Source organism: Pseudalkalibacillus hwajinpoensis (genome assembly GCF_039851965.1).
GTDB classification, from domain to species: Bacteria; Bacillota; Bacilli; order Bacillales; family Guptibacillaceae; genus Guptibacillus; species Guptibacillus hwajinpoensis_E.
This window is the reverse complement of sequence record NZ_CP156674.1, coordinates 1,353,738-1,375,424: the sequence shown is the minus strand read 5'-3', so window position 1 is coordinate 1,375,424 and position 21,687 is coordinate 1,353,738. Positions and strand designations below refer to the sequence as shown.

At 39.2% G+C, this 21,687-nt stretch carries 24 protein-coding genes and 2 pseudogenes; 19 read left to right on the top strand and 7 right to left on the bottom strand.

Annotated elements, in window-relative coordinates:
* Positions 1-42: 42 nt before the first annotated feature.
* Positions 43-234 carry a hypothetical protein gene (locus ABFG93_RS06975; protein ID WP_347551788.1) on the top strand — a complete coding sequence of 64 codons (192 nt, stop codon included), beginning with the start codon at positions 43-45 and terminating at the stop codon, positions 232-234.
* 9 nt (positions 235-243) lie between these two features.
* Here the strand turns inward: ABFG93_RS06975 and ABFG93_RS06970 are convergent, their stop codons facing one another.
* The gene (locus ABFG93_RS06970; RefSeq protein WP_347551786.1) at positions 244-1,836 is read right to left on the bottom strand and encodes an ATP-binding protein; all 1,593 of its coding nucleotides are present in this window, start codon (positions 1,834-1,836) and stop codon (positions 244-246) included.
* A 336-nt stretch (positions 1,837-2,172) separates the two neighbouring features.
* Here ABFG93_RS06970 and ABFG93_RS06965 point away from each other — a divergent pair, with 336 nt between their 5' ends.
* Positions 2,173-2,493, top strand: a complete 321-nt coding sequence (locus ABFG93_RS06965; RefSeq protein ID WP_347551784.1) for a YnfA family protein — start codon at positions 2,173-2,175, stop codon at positions 2,491-2,493.
* A gap of 96 nt (positions 2,494-2,589) precedes the next feature.
* Here the strand turns inward: ABFG93_RS06965 and ABFG93_RS06960 are convergent, their stop codons facing one another.
* Complete coding sequence (locus ABFG93_RS06960; protein ID WP_347551782.1) at positions 2,590-3,711, bottom strand: CapA family protein; 1,122 nt, start codon at positions 3,709-3,711, stop codon at positions 2,590-2,592.
* A gap of 340 nt (positions 3,712-4,051) precedes the next feature.
* Between ABFG93_RS06960 and ABFG93_RS06955 the strand changes: the two are divergent.
* From ABFG93_RS06955 to ABFG93_RS06940, 4 genes and pseudogenes are all read left to right on the top strand, one after another.
* A pseudogene (locus tag ABFG93_RS06955) lies at positions 4,052-4,180 on the top strand (SAM-dependent methyltransferase); the annotation flags it as partial.
* A gap of 130 nt (positions 4,181-4,310) precedes the next feature.
* On the top strand, positions 4,311-4,469 hold the full coding sequence (locus tag ABFG93_RS06950) for a hypothetical protein (protein ID WP_347551781.1): 159 nt from the start codon (positions 4,311-4,313) through the stop codon (positions 4,467-4,469).
* 60 nt (positions 4,470-4,529) lie between these two features.
* Entirely contained in the window at positions 4,530-5,255 is a 726-nt protein-coding gene (locus ABFG93_RS06945) for a class I SAM-dependent DNA methyltransferase (RefSeq protein WP_347551779.1), read from the top strand.
* Positions 5,256-5,262: 7 nt separating this feature from the next.
* Positions 5,263-5,444: pseudogene (locus ABFG93_RS06940) on the top strand (TerC family protein); the annotation flags it as partial.
* Positions 5,445-5,665: 221 nt separating this feature from the next.
* Here the strand turns inward: ABFG93_RS06940 and ABFG93_RS06935 are convergent.
* Entirely contained in the window at positions 5,666-6,940 is a 1,275-nt protein-coding gene (locus tag ABFG93_RS06935; RefSeq protein ID WP_347551777.1) for a histidine--tRNA ligase, read from the bottom strand.
* A 297-nt stretch (positions 6,941-7,237) separates the two neighbouring features.
* Here ABFG93_RS06935 and ABFG93_RS06930 point away from each other — a divergent pair, with 297 nt between their 5' ends.
* Both ABFG93_RS06930 and ABFG93_RS23050 read left to right on the top strand, forming a co-directional pair.
* Positions 7,238-7,489 carry a hypothetical protein gene (locus ABFG93_RS06930; protein ID WP_347551775.1) on the top strand — a complete coding sequence of 84 codons (252 nt, stop codon included), beginning with the start codon at positions 7,238-7,240 and terminating at the stop codon, positions 7,487-7,489.
* 145 nt (positions 7,490-7,634) lie between these two features.
* Positions 7,635-7,745 carry a phosphotransferase gene (locus ABFG93_RS23050; RefSeq protein WP_431522060.1) on the top strand — a complete coding sequence of 37 codons (111 nt, stop codon included), beginning with the start codon at positions 7,635-7,637 and terminating at the stop codon, positions 7,743-7,745.
* Between the two features lie 293 nt (positions 7,746-8,038).
* Here ABFG93_RS23050 and ABFG93_RS06925 read toward each other — a convergent pair whose 3' ends face one another.
* Positions 8,039-8,701, bottom strand: a complete 663-nt coding sequence (locus tag ABFG93_RS06925) for a DUF4396 domain-containing protein (RefSeq protein WP_347551773.1) — start codon at positions 8,699-8,701, stop codon at positions 8,039-8,041.
* Between the two features lie 326 nt (positions 8,702-9,027).
* Between ABFG93_RS06925 and ABFG93_RS06920 the strand changes: the two genes are divergently transcribed.
* Positions 9,028-9,420 (top strand): NUDIX hydrolase, encoded by a 393-nt coding sequence (locus ABFG93_RS06920; RefSeq protein WP_347551771.1) that lies wholly within the window; start codon positions 9,028-9,030, stop codon positions 9,418-9,420.
* Between the two features lie 35 nt (positions 9,421-9,455).
* Here ABFG93_RS06920 and ABFG93_RS06915 read toward each other — a convergent pair whose 3' ends face one another.
* On the bottom strand, positions 9,456-9,872 hold the full coding sequence (locus tag ABFG93_RS06915) for a universal stress protein (RefSeq protein ID WP_347551770.1): 417 nt from the start codon (positions 9,870-9,872) through the stop codon (positions 9,456-9,458).
* Positions 9,873-10,034: 162 nt separating this feature from the next.
* On the opposite strand from ABFG93_RS06915, the gene lspA reads away from it, so the two are divergent.
* Positions 10,035-10,529 carry a signal peptidase II gene (lspA, locus tag ABFG93_RS06910; RefSeq protein WP_347551768.1) on the top strand — a complete coding sequence of 165 codons (495 nt, stop codon included), beginning with the start codon at positions 10,035-10,037 and terminating at the stop codon, positions 10,527-10,529.
* Between the two features lie 19 nt (positions 10,530-10,548).
* On the opposite strand, the gene spxA is transcribed toward lspA, so the two are convergent.
* A complete protein-coding gene (gene spxA / locus ABFG93_RS06905) occupies positions 10,549-10,944 on the bottom strand; it encodes a transcriptional regulator SpxA (RefSeq protein WP_347551767.1) in 396 nt (131 codons plus the stop codon).
* A 267-nt stretch (positions 10,945-11,211) separates the two neighbouring features.
* On the opposite strand from spxA, the gene ABFG93_RS06900 reads away from it, so the two are divergent.
* The 3 genes from ABFG93_RS06900 (at position 11,212) to ABFG93_RS06890 (ending at position 13,923) form a co-directional block, all read left to right on the top strand.
* Positions 11,212-12,414, top strand: a complete 1,203-nt coding sequence (locus ABFG93_RS06900) for an MFS transporter (RefSeq protein WP_347551766.1) — start codon at positions 11,212-11,214, stop codon at positions 12,412-12,414.
* 86 nt (positions 12,415-12,500) lie between these two features.
* The gene (locus tag ABFG93_RS06895; protein WP_347551765.1) at positions 12,501-12,668 is read left to right on the top strand and encodes a hypothetical protein; all 168 of its coding nucleotides are present in this window, start codon (positions 12,501-12,503) and stop codon (positions 12,666-12,668) included.
* Positions 12,669-12,765: 97 nt separating this feature from the next.
* Complete coding sequence (locus ABFG93_RS06890) at positions 12,766-13,923, top strand: M14 family metallopeptidase (protein WP_347551764.1); 1,158 nt, start codon at positions 12,766-12,768, stop codon at positions 13,921-13,923.
* A 31-nt stretch (positions 13,924-13,954) separates the two neighbouring features.
* On the opposite strand, the gene ABFG93_RS06885 is transcribed toward ABFG93_RS06890, so the two are convergent.
* Positions 13,955-14,254, bottom strand: a complete 300-nt coding sequence (locus tag ABFG93_RS06885) for an MTH1187 family thiamine-binding protein (protein ID WP_347551762.1) — start codon at positions 14,252-14,254, stop codon at positions 13,955-13,957.
* A gap of 136 nt (positions 14,255-14,390) precedes the next feature.
* On the opposite strand from ABFG93_RS06885, the gene ABFG93_RS06880 reads away from it, so the two are divergent.
* The 6 genes from ABFG93_RS06880 to ABFG93_RS06855 all read left to right on the top strand — a co-directional run bounded on the left by ABFG93_RS06880 (position 14,391) and on the right by ABFG93_RS06855 (position 21,671).
* Positions 14,391-15,101 carry a class I SAM-dependent methyltransferase gene (locus tag ABFG93_RS06880; protein ID WP_347552778.1) on the top strand — a complete coding sequence of 237 codons (711 nt, stop codon included), beginning with the start codon at positions 14,391-14,393 and terminating at the stop codon, positions 15,099-15,101.
* A gap of 133 nt (positions 15,102-15,234) precedes the next feature.
* Complete coding sequence (locus tag ABFG93_RS06875) at positions 15,235-15,471, top strand: hypothetical protein (protein WP_347551760.1); 237 nt, start codon at positions 15,235-15,237, stop codon at positions 15,469-15,471.
* A 94-nt stretch (positions 15,472-15,565) separates the two neighbouring features.
* Positions 15,566-15,832 (top strand): putative quinol monooxygenase, encoded by a 267-nt coding sequence (locus ABFG93_RS06870; protein ID WP_347551758.1) that lies wholly within the window; start codon positions 15,566-15,568, stop codon positions 15,830-15,832.
* Positions 15,833-16,448: 616 nt separating this feature from the next.
* Positions 16,449-19,052: a phosphoenolpyruvate synthase gene (gene ppsA, locus ABFG93_RS06865; protein WP_347551756.1), complete on the top strand. Its 2,604-nt coding sequence runs from the start codon at positions 16,449-16,451 to the stop codon at positions 19,050-19,052.
* A 630-nt stretch (positions 19,053-19,682) separates the two neighbouring features.
* Positions 19,683-19,979 (top strand): antibiotic biosynthesis monooxygenase family protein, encoded by a 297-nt coding sequence (locus ABFG93_RS06860; RefSeq protein WP_347551754.1) that lies wholly within the window; start codon positions 19,683-19,685, stop codon positions 19,977-19,979.
* Between the two features lie 261 nt (positions 19,980-20,240).
* A complete protein-coding gene (locus tag ABFG93_RS06855; RefSeq protein WP_347551752.1) occupies positions 20,241-21,671 on the top strand; it encodes an IS4 family transposase in 1,431 nt (476 codons plus the stop codon).
* The last annotated feature ends 16 nt before the right edge of the window (positions 21,672-21,687 follow it).

The following is a 21,687-nucleotide window of genomic DNA, read 5'->3' as shown; positions in this document are numbered from 1 at the left end:
AGGTATTTTGGCTTATATGATAGAAAAAAGGTGAGAAACAATGTGGAAGTAGTTGCTGTTATTCTGGTAATGATTGGCATCATCCAGGTTCGTGTACTCGGGTCTTTCTATCCTTACTGGAGAGACATGCAGGGGAGAGAGTTTACAGAATGGCAGAAATATGGGATGGATGGCACTCGCTATTGGTATTTTGCTGCTAACGTGTCTCCTTGCAAGGCTAATTGTATGAATTAAGAAGAGGCGTTAATTCTCTTCTCGTTCATATGGAAGGTCAAGCTTAATCTCTGTCCCATTGCCTTTTTCTGATTTAATCGAAACCTTTCCCTGGTGAGATTTGATAATATCATAACAAATTGAAAGCCCAATCCCGAGCCCGCTTCCTTTTGTACTGAAGAAGGGGGTCCCTAATTGGTTTACTTCATCTTTAGTCATTCCCTCTCCCTCATCTTCAACCGAAATAGTAATATTTGTGCGGTTTTCTTTAAGACCAATCCAAATTTGCCCGCCTTCTGGCATGGCTTCAATTGCATTTTTGATGAAATTGATCAGTACTTGTTTAATTTGGGAAGCGTCCATATATATCGTTAAATCTCTAACGAGAGGACGAAAGTGAATTTCAACATTATATAAATGGGCGTTACTGTTCATTAATTGAACTGTTTCTGCGATAAGAGCTGTTAAGTTTCCAGTTTTTCGCTGACTGATTGTGGGTTTTCCCATCATGACAAATTGATTGACGAGGTTATTCATTCGTTCTAATTCAGTCTTAATGATGTCAATGTACTTTGTCTGAGTATCATCCACCTCCAACATCCCAGTGAATCCGATAATGGATGTTAGTGGATTTCGAATTTCGTGGGCAAAGCCAGCACCTAATTTTCCGATAGCAGATAGTTTTTCGGAATGAATGACCTGATCCTGTAATTGATAATAGGAGGTCATATCTCGGAACTGCGCAAAGGCACCTATAAGCTGCTCATTGTTGGTATAGAGGGGTAAAATATCTAGTAAGCATCGTTTTTCTTCCGGCGTTGAGAATGCTAGTTCGATATTTTCTATACTTGTTTGTTTCCTTAGTACATGCTCAAAAAAAGGTTCAAGCTCAGTAAGAAGAGTAATATTCTTTCCAATCATTTCGTGTTTATTGTGAGCAGTTATGTTCTCAGCACTGTGATTATACTCAAGTATTTGTCCTTCTTGATTTGTAATAATGATTCCTATTGGTGTCGCACTCATTAGCATCTGATTATACAAATGAAGTTGATCGTTTTGCCAGTTAACCTGGACTTCACGCTCGATTGTATCGATGGCCGAACTAAGAAGTCCAAGGTGAAGTTTCGATGCATATTCCTTTGTTGTCATAAGGGAAATTGTTCCGATCAACTCCCCGTTATCGATGAAGAATGGAGCTGAGTAACAGGCGACTTCTTCAAAACAGTGGTGATAATGGTCTTGACCAACTAATTCAAACGGCTCTTTATGTTTAAGCGCAAGGGAGATGGAATTTGTGCCAGCGATTGATTCATCGAAGCGAACTCCAATCTGAACTCCGAGTGAATCAACCATACTCTTAAAACTAGCATCTCCATACGCATCAAGAACATGTCCATCGTTATCGGTGGTGACAACAATAGTGGGTGAACCGGAGAGAAAGCTTAGGAGCTTCTTCATGAACTTTCTTATGATAGATAGAGCGCAATTATATTTCTGTATTCGGAGCGCTAACTCTTCCTCAGTTAATAATACTTGTAAAGAAGGGGGTGAGTTCGGATCCATTCCATAAACATGCTCGCAGCTGTGTTTCGATTCTAGAATAAACTTCTCACGTCGCGTCATAGGTATCCTCTTATCCTGGAAATCATAATCGTTTCCATACATGGTAGTGAATTTTATGTAAACGTAACTCTTCATTTTTAATTAGAGTATCATATTTTACTTGTGATTAGGGATAATTCCCTCAAATTCAAGAATACGGTAGTTCGATGAAATGGAAATGAGGAAAAGATAGCTATTAGATCATGAATGTAAGCCAGAATGGTAGATGGAAGAAGATATCATTTAAGATAGTGGTGATACCTTTTTATGTTGAGGGAAAATCAAAAGGAGATCATGCTGACGTAATGGTGCTTGCCATCATTTCAATAGCAAGCATTTAGGAAGAGGTGAATGTGAATGAAAGCAGTAGTGTTATTCCTCTTAGCTGGACTGGCAGAGATTGGTGGTGGATACTTGATCTGGCTCTGGCTGCGAGAAGGTTATTCAAGTTTGCTTGGTCTTGCTGGAGCAGTAGCGTTAGTATCGTACGGCATTATCGCTACGTTGCAGGTTTTTCCTGACTTCGGGCGGGTCTATGCAGCGTATGGGGGTGTATTCATTATCCTGTCCGTTCTGTGGGGATGGTGGATTGATAAGAAAGTACCTGATCTAAATGATCTGTTGGGTGCTGCTGTTTGTTTAGTAGGCGTTATTATCATGTTGCTACCAAGAAATTAATGAAATGAAAATATAAAATCCCGGGCAGTGCATGGTCAGCAGCCCGGGGTTATCTTGTTTAAAAAATGAAATACGCGGAGACCTTAACAACATCCCCTACATATCTTCATCTGCAGCTTTTGAAATCGATAAAGAGTAGTGTCCTTCCCTATCATCAAACGTAAAGGAAGCAGACGGAGAAATCATCATCGAGCGTTGAATGACTTTCTCAGAAATTCTAAGCGCATTAAATTCATCCGCGATGGTTACCTTGCTTTCCTTGATGATGCAGGGGATTAATTTTAATGAATAACTGTCTTTAAATACCTCGATTTGTGCAATAACAGAATCAGCGCTATCTCCTTCTACATAATCAGGAAAGAGAAAATTGCCTAATGAATAAACAACAGGCTTGTTGTTATAATATTCAACACCCTGAAGCACATGGGGATGTGAACCAATAACAACATCTGCACCTGCGTCAATCATTCGATGCGCATAGTTCTGAATGGCCTTATTTGGCATTGGGCTTCTTTCCACTCCCCAGTGTATGTAAACTATTGTCGTATCAGATTGGCGAGAGGATTGTACAATTTGGTTAAAAACCCGTTCCTCCTGATAGCCGCTAGCGATCCCACCTGTTTCATCTGCATACCATGAAATAGATGGTAGTACATGTGAGAATGCTAGTATATCAACCGATTGATTCTGAAGCGTCAAACTATGCGGAAGATAGGCTTCTTGTTGATTAAGCCCTGCTCCAACGTAGTCTATCCCTGCATTATTTAAGTGGTTGATTGTCTCATATAAACCCTCTCTCCCATAATCCATCGCATGATTGTTTGCGAGAGATACGAGATCGAATCCAGCATCTTTCATAGCTGTAGTAGAAGAAGGCGCGGACTGGAAGGTATATTGTTTTGCTTCTCGATAGCCATTTTCCCCAACAGCTGTTTCAAGATTTAGAATGGCGTAATCCGATTTTTCTATAACAGGCGTGATATCCTCGAGAGGATATGCACTTCCTGATGATTTCATTTCATCTTTAATAGACCAATCGAACATAGTGTCACCAACAACTGAGATTTCATAGCTTCCGGATTTATCCTGAAACGCTCTAACAATCTCACTATGATCATTTATGAAAAAATTAGTTTCTGTATGAACTGTTTGTACTGTGAGAAAACTTAATCCTCCCACTATGAACAAAACCATTAAAAGTATTCCGTATCGATTCAAGTATCTTCACCCTTTTATATAGCTTCATTCAGGTGAATACCTGAACTCATTAATAAAATTATACCATGTATAAATAGGCAATATTTCTAATAATTGAAAAATGAACCAAATGACATGACTAATAAAGGATTCCATAAGAAGTAAATAGAAAGAGAGCTAAGTAGTCTTGTTTATCTCACCATTAAGGGGCGTAACCCAGCCACCTCAGGAAGTAGATCAATCAGAAAATTTAGGTGGGGGCAACTGTTCCTAAAGGACCGATTGGTTCAACTAACCATCAGTGGGGAAATGAAAACCCTCTCTGATGGAAGTTTCACTTTATGCTGGAATTATTGGTAGGAAGGGACAGATCGATGTTGGATTTGTTATCGCTGGTTTATATGAAGATGATTCTGGAGGGAATCGAATGCGTGATCATTACATAAAGACATTCATTGCTACAAAAGCGATTAAAATGAAAGGTTTATAACATCACTACGAGAAAGAGGAGGGAACGTATGAGTGGCGAGACGTTACCTCCCATTCTCTGGATTTTCTATTACGGAATACTAATAATTACAATCGTAATTTCTCTAAATTGTACGTAAAAGAAATTGCTCATGCACTCTGTTGAATTTAGTAGTGGTCATTCTGCTACCTTCTTAATGGTTATTTCGCGAACAACTGGAAACGAAATGGAGTACTTGATGACATTACTTCAGCAGGGATCGATCGCAGTTATTCTTTTACTATGCGGCTATGTGTTTGTTGGGATCTGATGGATTGCAGTTTTGAAACATTATCTATTAGCGAAATGAGAGTATAGAGGGGGATCAGTTATGGAATACAAAGGATCAACGGTATATGATAACAATGAATTTTGTGATCAATATATCGCGAGAAGACACAGGGATGAGAGTCCGAATAAACTAATAGAAAATCCTGCCCTTTTCAATCTTCTTGGTGATGTAAAAGGATTGAACGTATTGGATCTCGGGTGCGGAGATGCCTCAATTGGACATGAATTATTGAAACTTGAATGTTCCACGTATTTAGGAATAGATGGATCGAGAAATATGTGTGAGAGAGCTGCTAAGAAGCTGAAAGGGACGAACGGGAGTGTTATGCAATCCACACTTGAGGACTACGAATATCCTGTCGATGTCTTTGATGTAGTAGTATCCCAATTAGTTCTTCATTACATAGAAAACGTGGATGAACTCGCTGAGAAAGTATATAGATCATTGAAACCCGGTGGAAAATTTGTTTTTAGCGTTCTACACCCCGTTATGACCGCATCGTTTAAAAGTATGACAGGCAAACGATCAGATTGGATCGTTGACGATTATTTTCAGACTGGACGAAGGGTGGAGCCGTGGATTGGGGAAAAGGTCGTGAAATATCACCGTACAATCGAAGACTACTTTTTGTTACTACAGCATTCAGGGTTTACGATTCAGGGCCTACGAGAAGGAACACCACTCAAAGAAAACTTTCAGGATTCAGCTGAGTATGAAAGAAGAAAGCGAATTCCGTTATTTTTACTTTTTTCCTGTGAAAAATAAATTTATTATGTTCTTAGGGTGGGTTGGTGTTAAGCTATCGGTTTATACGCTCTCACACCCTGAGCTTAGTGTTCTTCCAGAGTCATTTGCTAAACCTCCAGAATGGAAAATAACATTCTATTGATCCTCATTGCACTTGGCGGTTGGTTTCTGTCGAAGCATAAGGAGGATGTTTCCTATGAAGGGTAATGAAATACTGGAAACAGGTTAATCAGTTTCTCGACTTATTTACTTGTTTGTTTAACCCTCCTCTCCTGAAGGGGAGGTGATACCCTCCAGGAACGTAAGGCAATTCTAACGGGGAGGTGGGGAAACTGTTCCTAAAGTTCCGATTGGTTCAACTAATCATCAGAGGGGAAATGAAAACCCCTCCTCTGAAGGAAGTTTCACTTTATAGAACAGTTAATACGTTAAAATGTAAATGGAATACGCTCTTCTGTTCCTTGATCTAACTTCTTTAACACGATGTAATTTTCGCTCACTTCTTCTTCACCTACAAGAAGTACATTTCTAACCCCTCTTTTGTTCGCACGATCCAAGGATTTACTAAGGCGCTTTACACTCATATCGATGTCAACCCGATCGCCATTTTTACGATAATAGGATGCGACGATTAGTGCTTCGCGCTTAGCCCCTAGTGGAATGACGAGATAGTCTGGTGCATTATTTTGGATCAGTGTTCTATCCTTTATAGCCGTTAGAATAACATCGAGTCCGAATGATATGCCAACTGTTGAGAAAGGATCGTTCGATCCAAGCAAACCGCCTATTGCACTATCATAGCGCCCGCCGCTCCCAATACTGGATGAGATAGACTGATCGGATAGAAATAGTTCATAGATTGTCCCAGTGTAGATATCGAGACCTCTTGCCAGAAATGGATTGAACCGACATTGATCCTGAATCTCGAGAGCTTCAATGTAGGAAAGAAGCTCTTCAAGCTCTTTAAGACCCTGATCGACTTTCTCATTTAGCGAGGAAAGCTGTTTGAAATAGCTTATTTCTTTGTTCATCCATTCGCTGACTTTTATGTCGACGAGTGCGATTGCCTCATCTGGAATTCCCTTTGCTGAGAGCTCTTTCTTTACGCCGTTTATGCCGATTTTCTCAATTTTATCGAGTGTTAAAATAACGTCATTCATAAGGGCGGAAGGAATGGAGAGGGATTCGAGCAAACCTGCGAGCAGTTTTCGATTATTAAATTGAATCATAACGTCAAGACCGAGCTCGTTAAATATAGCTGTTGCCATTTCCATTAACTCAGCTTCTGCCATTTGCGATCCAACTCCGGTAATATCTACATCGCATTGTGTGAATTCTCTGAAGCGTCCTTGCTTCACTGGACCATCACGAAATACTTTTCCAATTTCATAGCGCTTAAAAGGCATTGGCAAATCAGGATTCATCGCGACTACTTTTGCAAAGGGAATAGTTAAATCATAGCGAAGAGCGAGCTCTCGTTTTCCACGATCACTCAGGGTGTACATTTCTTCCACAATTTCTGACCCACCAGCATACTTTGAGGTCAATAGACTCTTTTCATTAAGAATCGGTGTTTCAAGTGGTAAACAATTGTAACGAATAAAGGTGTCCTCAAGCGTTCGTCTTATTTTTCGGCGGATTGATTCTTCCCCTGGTAAGTAATCCATCGTTCCTTTAACATTTTGATAGTTCATTTTTTTCATAAGATTCATCCTCTCTTTTATTGAATACAAAAAACCGCACGAATAAAGGGTTTCTCCTTAATTCATGCGGTTACAATTAATAGCCTTCCTATGCGCGATTTTTTAGTAATCGGATAGCAAGGCTAGCTGTGATGATGAAGTTGGACGATTCGTTGGTTAATCAAATCAATCACCTCTTATTTCCAACTATAGTAGCACAATAGATAAATTTCATCAATCTCTCTGTTTTTTCTGACTTTTTGATAGGATAATGTTTCCAATGGAAAGGTAGGGGGAGTCCGTTGAGGGAGCTTTCACATGAGAAGATCATTTCGGTTATATGAGTTAAGCTTACGGGAGCTTGTTCAGGAGAAGATTGCTAAAATGCAGGCTATTTCTAAAAGGGGCGTACGGTGTCAGAAAGTATATGCAAACGGAGAGGTGCCTGAAGAAGATTTCTGTTATGCGATTTTTTCTTTTATTGAAGGAATCGATGGTGAAGAAGTGCTGTCGCATTTAACAGCGGATGAACAGTATCACGCAGGATATGAAGCAGGTATAGATCTTTGAACATGCACCAATTGCCGATTGATCTTTCGATGGCGGATCACTTGACCTTTGCAAAAGTAAGGTCGAAAAGGCGGTAGAGCGATACAGTAAGCTTGAGACACGAATTCCAGACGACAAGGAAATTATTGAATATTTCAGGGGAAATATGATTCTTCTTGGAGAGAGTAAGCTTGTCTTTGCACATCACGATTTTCATGCAGGGAATATCATTATCAATAACAAAAGATACGCAGGAGTTATTGACTTCAATCGTTGAGGAATCAATACGGCATATTCAGAGTTCGATAAATTAGAATTATTTTCAACGCGTATTAGCATTCCTTTTTCAAAGGGAATGCTTAACGGGTATTTTAAAGGTGAGATTCCTCATCTGTTCTGGAAAATACGATCTATTCATATGGCACAGTTAGTGATTTTTCACATGAACTGGGTAACGGATTACTTTGCCGCATGTAAAAGGTGTTATTCAATACGTGCTTGATATGTATGATGGCTTCACGAGAGTCATTCCACGTTGGTATGAAGAAAGCCGGGATAATCCCGGCTTCTTTACATAGCTTCTTTTATTCCTTTCTTCACAAGCCACCAGTTTGCGGGAAAGCTCGTTGCAAAACCAAGAATCATTGCAATTTGCATCATAAACCAGTAGACAGCTGAGTCAGGCTTTGGAGGTTCTGTAAAAAGGACAAAATGAACGATTGCCATCCACCCGAACATCCCAATCTCAAATGCGATTAAAGAGAGTGTATCGGCTTTAGCCGCTTCTTTAATCGCATTCCATGCCCCATTTTCCTTGTTCATCGGATAAATCGCGTAGAACTGAAATAGAATTCCGAAACCATATGCAAGAATGAATTCTACAAGGTAATGGGTGTAAAGGATTGATCCTAAAAGCGCAAATCCTGTTAGTGCGACAATAGGGACACCAACTGCATCACCTAGTGTACATCCAGCCGAGCAATGACTCGTGGACATGAAAACCTTAGCTGATTTTCCACGATGGTCATCATAGTCAAGATTTTTGGCTTTTAAGCGTCCCCATTTAAAGTAGGACCAGACAGCAAATGGTCCAAGAAACCAGCCGTTAATTGGCCAAACAATATTCATGATTTTCATCATTTGAGGATGACGAATAATATCAATCACAATGATGATTGATGAAAGCAGCCCGATTGAAAGGGCCAAAATCGAAATGAGTTGGAGTGTTGGCACTGAATATCACCTCTGACTTAAAAGTATTTATAAAGAACATTACCCGTCTGGGGTATTATTAAAACGGTGTACTTAGAGAACAAACGAAATGTCCCCCATATGTGAACTGCGTTTTAAATGAAGATCATTCCGCTCCATTAGTTATGTTATAAGGAAACGATCCTTTAAAGAAGTTGGCACTTTTAAATAACTGTCTGAAACGAAATGAAAGACTCATTCGTATAGATAGTAGAATGAAGTAACCAGATGGAATATAGAGAGTGAGCCAGACATGATACAGATCAAATCAGAAATAATATTCCATTTTAATGCTAGGAGTGTGAAGAATGAAAGAGTGGATTGGTGCAGCCGCCATTTGTGTTAATGACCAGGGTGATTTGTTAATGGTACGGAACGAAGATGGAAGATGGGCAGTTCCTTCAGGTGAAGTAGAAGAAGGGGAATCAGCCGAAATGTGCTGTGCCAGAGAAGTGAAGGAAGAAACCGGCTACGATGTTATTATTGAAAAATGTTTATTTGTAAAAGACCAGGATATCGAGGGCATTCACGCAAAGACCTATTATTTTGAGGTGAACGTTGTTGGGGGAATGCTAGAGGTTACGGATGATGAGGTTTCCGATGTGGAGTGGAAAACAGTTGAGGAAATAGAGAAGATCCTGCACGCCAATCCCGAGGACGCTTCCTACTTAACCAATTTTTTATATGGAAAGACTCCTTAATGAAGGAGTCTTTGTTTAGTTAGGCTGCATGCTATTTATTTTACGACGAGTACTGGGCAATTCGCTTTTTGAATCACCTGGTGGCTGACACTGCCAAGAACCATTTCCTGTAATACGTTTAATCCTCTAGTTCCCATTACGATGAGGTCAACATCTTGTTCAGCGGCATATTCGACAATAGTGGAAGATGGATTGCCGCGGAGAATATTAACTTCGTATGATACATCAGCTTCCACTGCTTTTTCTTCAACTGTGAATAGTTTATCTTTGCGGTCCTCGTCCATCTCGAAAGAATCTACGTTGTGTAAGACGTCGTGTTTTGACGCTTCTCCATCTACAACGTATACAATGTCCAGTTGAGCATTGGTTAGGGTGGCTAATTTACAGGCTTGCTCTGCAGCTTTAATTGAATCATCAGAGCCATCCGATGCAAGTAAAATGGTTTGATACATAAAGTGAATACCTCCAGTTTGAGCAAATTGATTTGTATGACCTACTGTAGTCAATACCCTAAGCAGAACAACACTAATCAAGGTGGTAAGGTAGCTTACTGGAAAATTACTGAACGCCATAGCATAATGATAGGAAATGGAAGTGAAGGGAAGGCATTTGTGATGAAACGAATGATTATGCTCATAGCAGGATTCCTGGTCATCGATTTTATGACTAAGCGTTTGATGGATGCTGATCTTCAGTTACATGAACGGAATGAAATTGTGGAAGGGTACCTTTCCTGGCAATTGTATTATAATCCAGGTGCTACCCTGGGATTGTTAGAAGGGTATACAGAATTGTTAATTGGATTACAAATATTAATTGTTCTTCTGCTTTCATATGGGTACTGGCAAGCGAACCCCAAAACGCTTCTCGTAAAGACGGGATTTGCACTAATAATAAGCGGTGGACTCAGCAATCTGATTGATCGTATTCAGTATGGATACGTGATTGACTTCATTTCAATAAAAGGCAGCCCAGGCATTTTCAATGTGGCTGATATGGAGATTCGATTTGGATTTATTATGATTGTTGCACTCTATCTAATGCGTAGATTCACAATTCCATTTCTTGACAAGTTAGAAAATCCAATACAAAAAAGCGAAAGAAGCTAGTTAGCCTCTTTCGCTTTTATTATTGGGCATCCTGTAAAATTTGCTCAAGTTGAAATGCTCTTACTTTACGTGGGAGAAAGCTTCGAATTTCGTCTTCATGGAAACCAACCTGAAGACGCTTTGTATCAAGTAAAATTGGGCGCTTAAGAATGCCAGGGTTTTCTTTAATTAAGCTGTAGAGTTCCTGTAACGTAAGCTCATCCAGTTCTTTTTCAAGTGCACCAAAGGCTTTGGAACGCCTTGAAATAATTTCCTCTGTTCCTTTTTCCGTCATGCGGATAATGGATTTAATTTCATCTTCAGTTAACGGCTTTGCAAACATGTTCCGCTGTTCATAAGGAAGATTATGCTCCTCAAGCCATGCTTTAGCTTTTCTGCACGAGGTGCAGCTTGGTGATGTGTAAAGTGTGATCATGTGTTTAACCTCCAAATGGATTGATACATAGATCTCCATATAGTGTACGAAATAAATTGACCTTATAACTGTAAGCTATGTTACACCTTTTTGACGATTAACTATTTTGGTTCTACCTTTATTTATACTTTATTCCGAAACCATCTTTTACTAAGGTATACCCGTGAAGATGAGCAGGCAAACTACATGAGAAGTAGCGATTCACGAACATTGTCATCTAGGCTCATTCAAATGAAGTCCCCAAGTACAATCCTTTGGAGGAAGTTTATGGACGATAAAAAGAAGTGGGATCTTATTTCGCTTGCCTCGATTCCGCTTGTAATGACCCTTGGTAATTCAATGCTTATTCCGGTGTTGCCTATTATTGAAAAGAAGCTCGGCATCACATCCTTTGAAGTGTCAATGATTATCACGCTCTACTCCGTTGCAGCAATTCTGTTTATTCCAATTGCAGGTTATTTATCTGATCGATATGGACGCAAGAAAATCATTATTCCGAGCTTGTTTATAGCTGGGTGTGGCGGTCTTATTACGGCGTGGGCAGCCTGGTCACTTGAAGAACCTTATGCTGTTATTTTAATTGGCAGAGTTCTTCAGGGGATTGGATCATCCGGTGCCGCTCCAGTCGTTCTTCCATTTGTTGGAGATCTGTTTAAAAGCGATAAAGAAGTTAGTGCTGGTCTTGGGCTGATTGAAACATCAAATACAATTGGAAAAGTGCTCAGTCCCATTCTCGGAGCTTTGCTAGCTTCATTTCTCTGGTACTTACCCTTTTTATCCATTCCAGTCTTCTCACTTATTTCGATCATCCTTGTCATTTTCCTTGTAGAATCACCAGATAAAAAAGAAAAACCGCAAACGATTTCAGCATTCCTTAGTTGTGTAAAAGAGATTTTCCAACATGAAGGGAAATGGTTAACGGCTACGTTTACAATAGGTGGGATTATCATGTTTGTCCTTTTTGGCGTGCTCTTCTATTTAGCTGGTTTTCTTGAGGAAGAGTTTAACATTGTAGGGGTTAAAAAAGGAGCTATTATTGCCATCCCTCTTGTAGCCCTTTCCGTTGCCTCATATGTAACTGGGAAGCGAATCGGAGAGAATAAAATCGTTATGAAGTGGTGTGTGGTAATTGGTTTATTTCTTCTAGCGGGATCGACCTTCCTTGTTTCGTTTACCGACAGATTATGGCTAATATTAATGATTTTATTTCTTTCTGGTATTGGGATCGGCATGGCGTTACCCAGTCTTGACGCGTTAATTACAGAAGGAATAAAGAAAGAAGAAAGGGGAACCATTACCTCACTTTATAGCTCAACACGTTTTCTGGGAGTCGCCGCAGGACCGCCACTCTATGCGGTTTTAATGGATCAATCTAATAGCATGGTCTTTTACATTTCGGCAGGGGTCAGTATGCTTGCAATGCTGCTCGGCATTTATGTAATAAAACCTGATACAAAAGAAAATGTTTAAAGTGTTGCAAAACAGGGGAATTACCTCTTACCCCAATGAGTACCTGGAAAAGGAACTCTATAAAAGATAAAGTGAGGTAATGTGTGATGTCATTTGAAATGATTTTACAATTTCTAATGTTAAGCATAGGGTTCATTGCAGTTGCAGCCCTATTTTTGAACGTAGACAAGAAGCGAACGCAAAAAAGACTTGAGTTAGAACTGGCCGAGTATAATGAAGCTCATAAGATCCAAAGAGATTATGAGCACAAATAAGATGAAGACTCTGAACTGAGTTTTCATCTTTTTTTGTTGTCCTTTTTCTTCTTATCCATGGAAGGTGAAGTTTGATATTTCAGGAATGTGGAAAGGAATGGGTAAAATGGATAGAAGGGAATTATCACTTATGAAACAGACTGACGAGTACTTTGCAAAGAACTACGTACAATCCCGTGAGACATTTAGAAACCATTTCAATTTTATAAAGAAAAAATGGCCTTCTGCACAATTGACTAGCGAATCAATTGGCAAGGAAGAAGATAATACAATTGACATGATTTATGCCGAGGCACTTACTTCGAATGACCGTGTTTTGTTTTTTACATCAGGTGAGCATGGGATCGAGGGGTACACAGGTGCAGGAGTAATCCACATGTTTGTGGAGGAATACCTTGATGGGATCGATCCTGAGACAACAGGCATTTGTTTGATTCATGCCCTAAACCCCTGGGGAATGCGCCATTTTCGCCGGGTAACTGAAAATAATGTTGACTTAAACCGCAATTATTTCTATGATGAGAATTCTATTCGAAAAAACGTTAATAGGAACTATGCAAAAGAGAGCGACCTTTTCTTGCCTAATTCGAAAATAATTGATTTAGATAAAGAGAAACATAGGCTGTATGCCCAGTTAGTTAAGGGTCTTGTGAAAGAAGGATACAGTGGAATTAAGAAGGCCAAAGGAATGGGACAATTCCAATTTGAGCGCGGTGTTTATTATGGTGGGTCAACCGCTGAGGAATCAGCTGTATTTCTAAAAAGTGTCCAGAAGAAATTATTATCCACCTATCCTGCTGTTATACACATGGATTGGCACACAGCTCTTGGACCAACTAACGAAATAACAATGGTGATATCGGAGCAAGACGGTCGTGAGGTAGATGAGTTAACAAGTACGTACGGGGTAAAAAACATTGAGCAGTTCACTCCTAAAAAAGTAAAAGGTGACTCGACCAATCACTTCTATAAATTAAAAGAGGAAGATTTTCCGGAAACATATCTTTTCTCTGCACTGTTTGAATTCGGAACGTTTGGAACTGGAAAGCAGGCTGAGCTAAGAGAATTTATGACAATCATTCTTGAAAACCACCTATACTGGGAAGGTGCTGAGTCAGTGGGTGATATTCAATGGATTCTTGGGGAGTTCGAAGCGATGTTTTATCCAGACAATCCAGAATGGCGTGAATCTGTCGTGAAGGAAGCTCGTCTAGGAATTGAAGGTGTTTTGAGAAAAGAAGAAATAATCAAGTAAAAGGAGAGCCATTCGGCTCTCCTTCTTTAAATTATCCAAGTCCGCTTTTCACTTCATTAATTTGCCCGTCAATATTTAGCGGTTTGTCTTCACGATCCTCGATCCGAATATTCGTGATGACGCGGTCAGAGCCATTTTTCAACGCACTTGTATGAATATCTCGTGCTAATTCAAAAAGCTCGTCTACATTTCCTTCAAATATGGTCGATGTTGGGCTGATATGATAGTGAAACCCTTCTTTTTCTGCTAATCTAATAGCATCCGTAACAAATTTACTCATGCTTGTCTGTCCTGTGCCAACTGGTGTGACGCTAATTTCTAATAGAGCCATTTTAAATTCCTCCTTTAGTTGAGGTACTAGTTGATGTATTGACAGATAGAGTGAATTTAAAACATATCACGTAAAGTTCGATTCAAAAGTACTAAACTCGATTTTGATTTTGATTAAAGAAGTTGAGGAGGAAATGATGAGAAAATCGACCGAAGACACGTATAATGCTCTGACCAGTACGTATGAAAAGAGCATTGACCACGCTTCCCCTTACAATGCTTTTTATGAACGACCGGCAATGATGGATGAGGTTGATCAGGATCTTAGTGGGAAGAAAGCTCTAGATGCTGGGTGTTCAGCAGGCTGGTATTCAGAACAACTGGTGGGGAGAGGGGCTGATGTAACAGGAGTCGATTTGAGTTCTGAAATGATTCACGCAGCTAAGCGCCGCCTTGGAGAAAGAGCGAGTTTTATGCAACATGATTTAACACAGTCGCTCCCCTTTGATGAGAATTCCTTTGACTTGATTATTAGTTCATTAACGCTTCATTACCTTGAAGATTGGAATCCCGTTTTAGAGGAATTCGACAGGGTGCTAAAGTCTGGTGGTAAGCTGTTATTCTCCGTTCATCATCCATTTATGGACTTTACTCGTTTTGAAACGAAGGATTATTTCAAAACAACGCTGCTAACAGAAACGTGGCACAAACAGGAAATCACAATTGATGTATGCTTCTACAGAAGGGCGCTACAGGATGTAATCAATTCTGTGACCAATCATTTTTGTATGGAAGAATTAATTGAGCCGCAGCCAGTTAAGGAGATGAAAGTAAATAATCAGTTTGCCTATAACTACTTAATGACCAATCCCCATTTCCTTCTGGTTAAATCGAGATCTCAAAAATAAATTCCTTATATTCCTTTTTTTCTCAATTAATGAAACGTTCATATTGCCTAAATCGTAAATAGAATAGTGGCGATTGGAGGGAATTAAATGTGGGTTTTAATAGGAAGCGTAGCTAGTTACTAACAGGGTTTAATTGGTTAATGGGGGTTATCGGAAAGACCACATTACAATTGATTTTAATGAGCGGTATATGGATTTCAATGAGTATATCAAAGCCATTAGAAGCGAGCTTGTATCGCAGGGGAAAGAGGTCGATTATCTCGGTCATCGCCACTTCATGATCGATGGGAAACCCTTTGTGTTCATTGAGCGGAATGTGAGCATGGGTGGCGTTCCACTTCAAAGGACGATTTTAAAACCGGTTTCTTAAAGTTGTTAGGTAAAGAAAGAATAGGCACTATTTTTGCGTTGATAATAAGAACCTTTTATGCTTGTCCTAATTGCATATGTGGAGGTCATACATTATGGAACTAATCGCGATTACAGCTATTCTCAAGCCAAAGGAAGGCTATGAGGACGATGTTAGGCGTGTCCTTGAAGAAGTGTTAGGAGGGTCAAGAAATGAAGATTTATGTGTGCAGTATGATGTCCATCAGTCAATTGAAGATACAACATTCGTAATCAATGAAGTCTGGGCGAATCAGGAGGCTGTTGAATCACATATTAGCTCTCTGCATTATCAAAAGTATCACAACAACATTGCCAATCTGATTAGTAGCGGAGAAGTATAAAAGCTCAAGAAGCTAGTCTAGTGATCGTGGATAAAATGGAATTTTCGCGGATATAATCGCAGAATCGCAGATATCGCATCTGTTTTATACAAAAAAGGCATCCCAACGATTGTTAAGTAGTTTAGAAAACGTGGAGAAACAATAGAATTAGCATTGGAAACTGAGTATGAAATCGCAAAGGTTTTATACTCGGTTTTTTATTGATATGTAAGGGTTATTCCTGTTTTAATTGCCGAATTAACAAGTGAAATAGCATACCAATTAACTGATTGACAACAGCTGTTGGCGTTTCGATATTTCGGATGCGATTATGGTTGTTATTTAAGGTGTTAAAAAATAAACAAGGAATTGTTTTGAATGCTTAAAGTAGTAGCGAGAGACTTAGTTACATAGAAAACAATATTATGATGGGGGACTTGGATTTTTAATTAGCTAGGCAGGTTAGCGGAGGGGAGGTTCTTTTATATTGCACATAAACAGACACGATGATATAATCAGATCACAACTGCTAAATGTTATTTTAACACAATTATTCCATATTACATTTTAATTGTACCATGCCGGTAAAACTCTTGTCAAATGTTTTACTCAATTTAATGGTTAGGAGAGATGTTGAATGAGTCATTTGGTTCTCGGTTTTCAGGAAATGGAAAAAACGCAGCTTTTGGTCGTTGGCGGAAAAGGGTTGAATTTAGGGGAATTATCAAAAATTGAAGGAATACAAGTACCAGAAGGATTTTGTGTTACAACAGCGGGATATCAAAAAGCAATAGAACAAAACGAAACGTATCATGCTTTGTTGGATCACCTAAAAATAGCGGAGCGAGATCAAATTGGTGAAATCAGCAGGAAGATTCGTGAAATCATTATGGAAGTAGAAATTCCTTCCGATGTTGTGAAAGCAGTTGCTCACTATCTCTCCCATTTTGGCAATGAACATGCTTATGCAGTGCGTTCTAGTGCGACTGCTGAAGATTTACCACATGCCTCTTTTGCTGGTCAACAAGACTCCTATTTAAATATCGTCGGAAAAGAAGCAATCTTGCGCCATATCAGAAAGTGTTGGGCTTCCCTATTTACGGATCGTGCGGTAATCTACCGGATGAACAGCGGATTTGACCACAGCCAAGTTTATTTATCCGTTATTGTTCAGAGGATGGTTTTCCCACAGGCTTCAGGGATTTTATTTACCGCCGATCCGATTACTTCTAACCGGAAACTACTGTCAATCGATGCCAGTTTTGGACTTGGAGAAGCACTGGTCTCTGGCCTAGTATCTGCAGATTGTTATAAAGTACAGGAAGAGGAAATCGTCGATAAGAGGTTAGCAACCAAAAAAATGGCTATCTATGGACTAAAAGAAGGCGGAACAGAGACACAGCAGATCAAGCCTGATCAGCAAAAGACTCAAACACTTACTGATCAACAAATTTTACATCTAGCACGCATCGGAAGACAGATCGAAGCTTATTTCGGTTGCCCGCAAGACATTGAATGGTGTTTGGTTGATGATACATTTTACATTGTCCAGAGTCGTTCAATAACGACTCTATACCCCATCCCTGAAACGAATGATCAAGAAAATCACGTCTATGTATCTGTTGGTCATCAACAAATGATGACCGACCCTATGAAACCATTGGGATTGTCTTTATTCCTGTTAACAACTAATGCACCTATGTATAAAGCTGGCGGAAGGTTGTTTGTTGACTGCACACATTCGCTGGCTTCACCTGCCCTCAGAGAAATTTTATTAAATGCAATGGGACAATCTGATCCGCTCATAAAAGACGCACTCATGACTATAGTAGAGCGAGAAGACTTTATAAAATCGTTACCGAATGGTGAAAAAGCACCGAGTCACAGTGAAAGCAATAGAGATACGTCTGAGAGTTTTCTAGAACAAATCGACAACGATCCGACAATCGTTCATGATTTGATTAGAAGGAGTCAAACATCGATAGAAGAGTTAAAACAAAACATTCAAACGAAATCAGGAGCGGAATTATTTAGGTTTATTCTAGAAGATATCCAGCAATTAAAGAAGATTTTATTTGACCCGCAAAGTTTGGATGTGATTAGGGCTGCTATGGACGCTTCATCATGGATTAATGAAAAAATGAAGAAGTGGTTAGGTGAAAAAAACGTAGCAGACGCGCTGTCTCAATCTGCACCGAACAATATTACTTCGGAAATGGGGCTTTCGCTATTGGATGTTGCAGATGTGATTCGTCCTTATCCAGAAGTAATTGATTATTTACAACATGTAAAAGATGATAACTTTTTGGATGAACTGGTTAAGTTTGATGGTGGACAGGAAACCCGAGACGCTATCTATGCTTTTCTCAACAAATACGGAATGCGATGCAGTGGAGAAATCGATATTACTAAAGTTCGTTGGAGCGAAAAGCCAACTGCACTTGTCCCAATGATTCTCAGTAACATCAAAAATTTCGAGCCTAATGCTAGCAATAGGAAATTTGAGCAAGGGCGACAGGAAGCTTTGAAAAAAGAACAAGAGTTATTAGATCGATTGAAGCAATTACCGGGGGGTAAACGAAAAACCAAAAAGACAAAACGATTGATCAGCTTAATACGGAATTATATCGGTTATCGTGAATATCCAAAATACGCCATGATTAATCGCTACTTCGTTTATAAGCAGGCTTTACTGAAAGAAGCCGAACAACTCGTACAAGCCAAAGTTATTCATGTAAAAGAAGATATATACTATCTCACTTTTGAAGAACTACGGGAAGTCGTACGCACAAATAAACTGGATTACCAGATCATCAACAAACGAAAAGACGAGTACAAGTTATATGAAAAACTAACTCCCCCACGTGTTTTCACGTCTGAAGGTGAAATCATTGCAGGTGAGTACAAACGAGAAAATCTCCCAGCCGAAGCTATTGTAGGTCTACCTGTTTCTTCTGGAGTTATAGAGGGACGAGCACGTGTCATCTTAAACATGAAAGATGCTGATCTAGAAGATGGAGATATAATAGTCACCTCCTTTACTGACCCTAGTTGGACACCATTATTTTTATCAATAAAAGGTTTAGTAACTGAAGTTGGTGGACTGATGACCCATGGAGCAGTTATCGCACGTGAATATGGCTTACCAGCAGTGGTCGGTGTGGAAAATGCTACCAAACTAATAAAAGATGGGCAACGAATTCGTGTGCATGGAACAGAAGGGTATATCGAAATATTGTAATTGTTGAATATGTCCAGATTTAATTAGTAGCACCGCTTCAGTGGTTACCAGAGCGATGGCTAACATCCTGTCAAATAGAAATTATACTAGGGGTGTACCAAGGTTTTTGGCAAAACATTAAGGTTTATTGTTCAACTATCGGGTACGATAGTGCAAAAAATAGCGGCAGTCATGGACTTTATTTCGTCCATGACCGCCGCTTTCAGATTAGAGTAAGAAAACGCTATGCCGGGTACTATACAGGGCTTAGCGTATATTTTTGCTGATTATCCTAACTAGTCATAATGGATGACTTTACAGTATTCAACGTAAGGTTATCTGTTTTTTTTTATTTCTTTGTATACTGGTGAACTATATTCTTTTTTTTAGTACTTATAGTATATTGAGAAGGTGCTTTCTAAAGGGGTGTTACCTAAATCGACAGGAGTGCTCCTTTCTTCTTGATAAAATAGTAGATTTTAAAAAGGAGTGATTTTATGAAGGCTACTACCCTTCTTACGGAATAAGGAAAAACTCGGTACATGCTACTCGATTATAAAAATGAGCCAATTCAGCCAGTTTTACTTATTGTGCTATCTTGTACAGTTAGTTTAAGAGAAAGTAAGACATATGAAAAAAGGAGGAGAATTTATGATATTGGAGGCTGTTATGCTTCAGGTTAAGCAAGGTATGGAAAAGGAATATGAAGAAGCATTTAATAAGGCATCAGAAATTATTTTATCAATGAAAGGTTACATATCACACGAATTACAACGTTGTATGGAAGTTGAGGGGAAATATCTACTGTTGGTGAAGTGGGAAACATTAGAAGACCATACTGTTGGATTTAGGCAATCAAAAGAGTACCAAGAATGGAAAAAGCAATTACATCATTTCTATGATCCATTTCCAACAGTTGAACATTTTGAGAAAGTTCATCTTTCATAAGGTAATTGTGTTAACAGGTGCGTTATATTAACAAGACATTATAAATGATCAAACTTTATTTAAACCAATATTTACATTGAATACAATACATGTAAATGATGTGAGAACCATTGATATTCCAATAGTTCTCACATCGAAGTTAAGATAACCGCGTAATGTTGGCGGTACCCCATGCCCATCAAGCTAAGGCATATCATTATCCCCAAAATGAAAAAAGCGCTATCCTTTCTTTAATAAGATGAAAAGGATGGTGTTTTTTTTATGGGCTGCGAGGTTTCAGCTGAACTGACCCTCTTTTCACAGGAATTACAACAATCGTTGTCGCCAAAAAGGCTTCAAAAGCTAGGGAAAAAGGTCGGTTTTGTGCAAAGAAAGAGCAAGTACCAGGCGAAAGATTTAATCGCGTTGTGTGTTTGGTTAAGTCAAAAAGTCGCAAGCACTTCCTTAACACAGTTATGTAGTGGTTTAGAATCTTCAACTGGTGTCTTAATGAGTCCTGAAGGACTCAATCAACGATTTAATCCTACGGCTGTCGAGCTCTTACGACATGTTTTTGCTTCCTTGCTTACTCAAAAATTGTCTACTTCTCAGGCTCTTTCTCATCGTTACGTTTCACAGTTTCGGAGTATACGAATCTTGGATTCTACGACCTTTCAATTGCCGGATGTTTTTGCCGACACCTATCAAGGATCTGGAGGCAGTAGCCATACAGCTGGAGTGAAAATCCAACTGGAATATGATCTTCTCAGTGGCCAATTCCTGCATGTTCATTCGGGTGCAGGTAAACAAAATGATCGAACCTACGGTTCCACGTGCTTACAAACGGTACAAACTGATGACTTATGCATACGTGATTTAGGATATTTTGACCTGAATGATCTCCATCAAATGGATGAGAAAGGAGCTTATTATATCTCTCGCTTAAAATTAAACACTCGGATTTATCTGAGGAACCCTAATCCTGAATACTTCAAAAATGGAACACCGAAAAAGCAAACCGAATATATTCAATTAGATATGGAAGAGATCATGCATCAATTAAAACCAGGACAAACCCATGAGATCTCTGATGTTTACATTGGAAAGAATCAAAAACTGCCGACTAGAGTTATTATCCACCGACTTACGGAAGAGCAAACCCGAACACGATTGGAAAACCATGCGGTAAAGGAGAAAAAGAAAGGCATTATCATGAAAGAACGGAGCAAACGTTTGAGTGCTATAAATGTATACATAACGAATGCATCAATGATAGATGTCCCTACGGGACACGTGCACGATTTTTATTCGTTACGTTGGCAAATTGAATTACTCTTTAAAACATGGAAGTCTTTCTTTGAAATAGATAACTGTAAAGAGATCAAAAAGGAACGTTTAGAATGCCATCTCTATGGTCAACTGATTGGTATACTTCTTTGTTCTTCTACCATGTTTCAAATGAGGCAGCTACTCCTGACCAAGAAAAAACGAGAACTCAGTGAGTATAAAGCGATTTATATCATTAAAGATTATTTTTTACTGTTATTTCAAGCGATACAAAAAAACACCCAAGAAGTATCAAAGATCCTGCTTCGCCTGTTTACCCTCCTACAGAAAAACGGACGAAAATCCCACCGATATGAGAAAAAAACAGTCTTCGATATATTGGGTATTGTCTATCAGTATACCATGTGTCACGAGAAAGTTGCCTAGCGTTAAGCATTAAAAA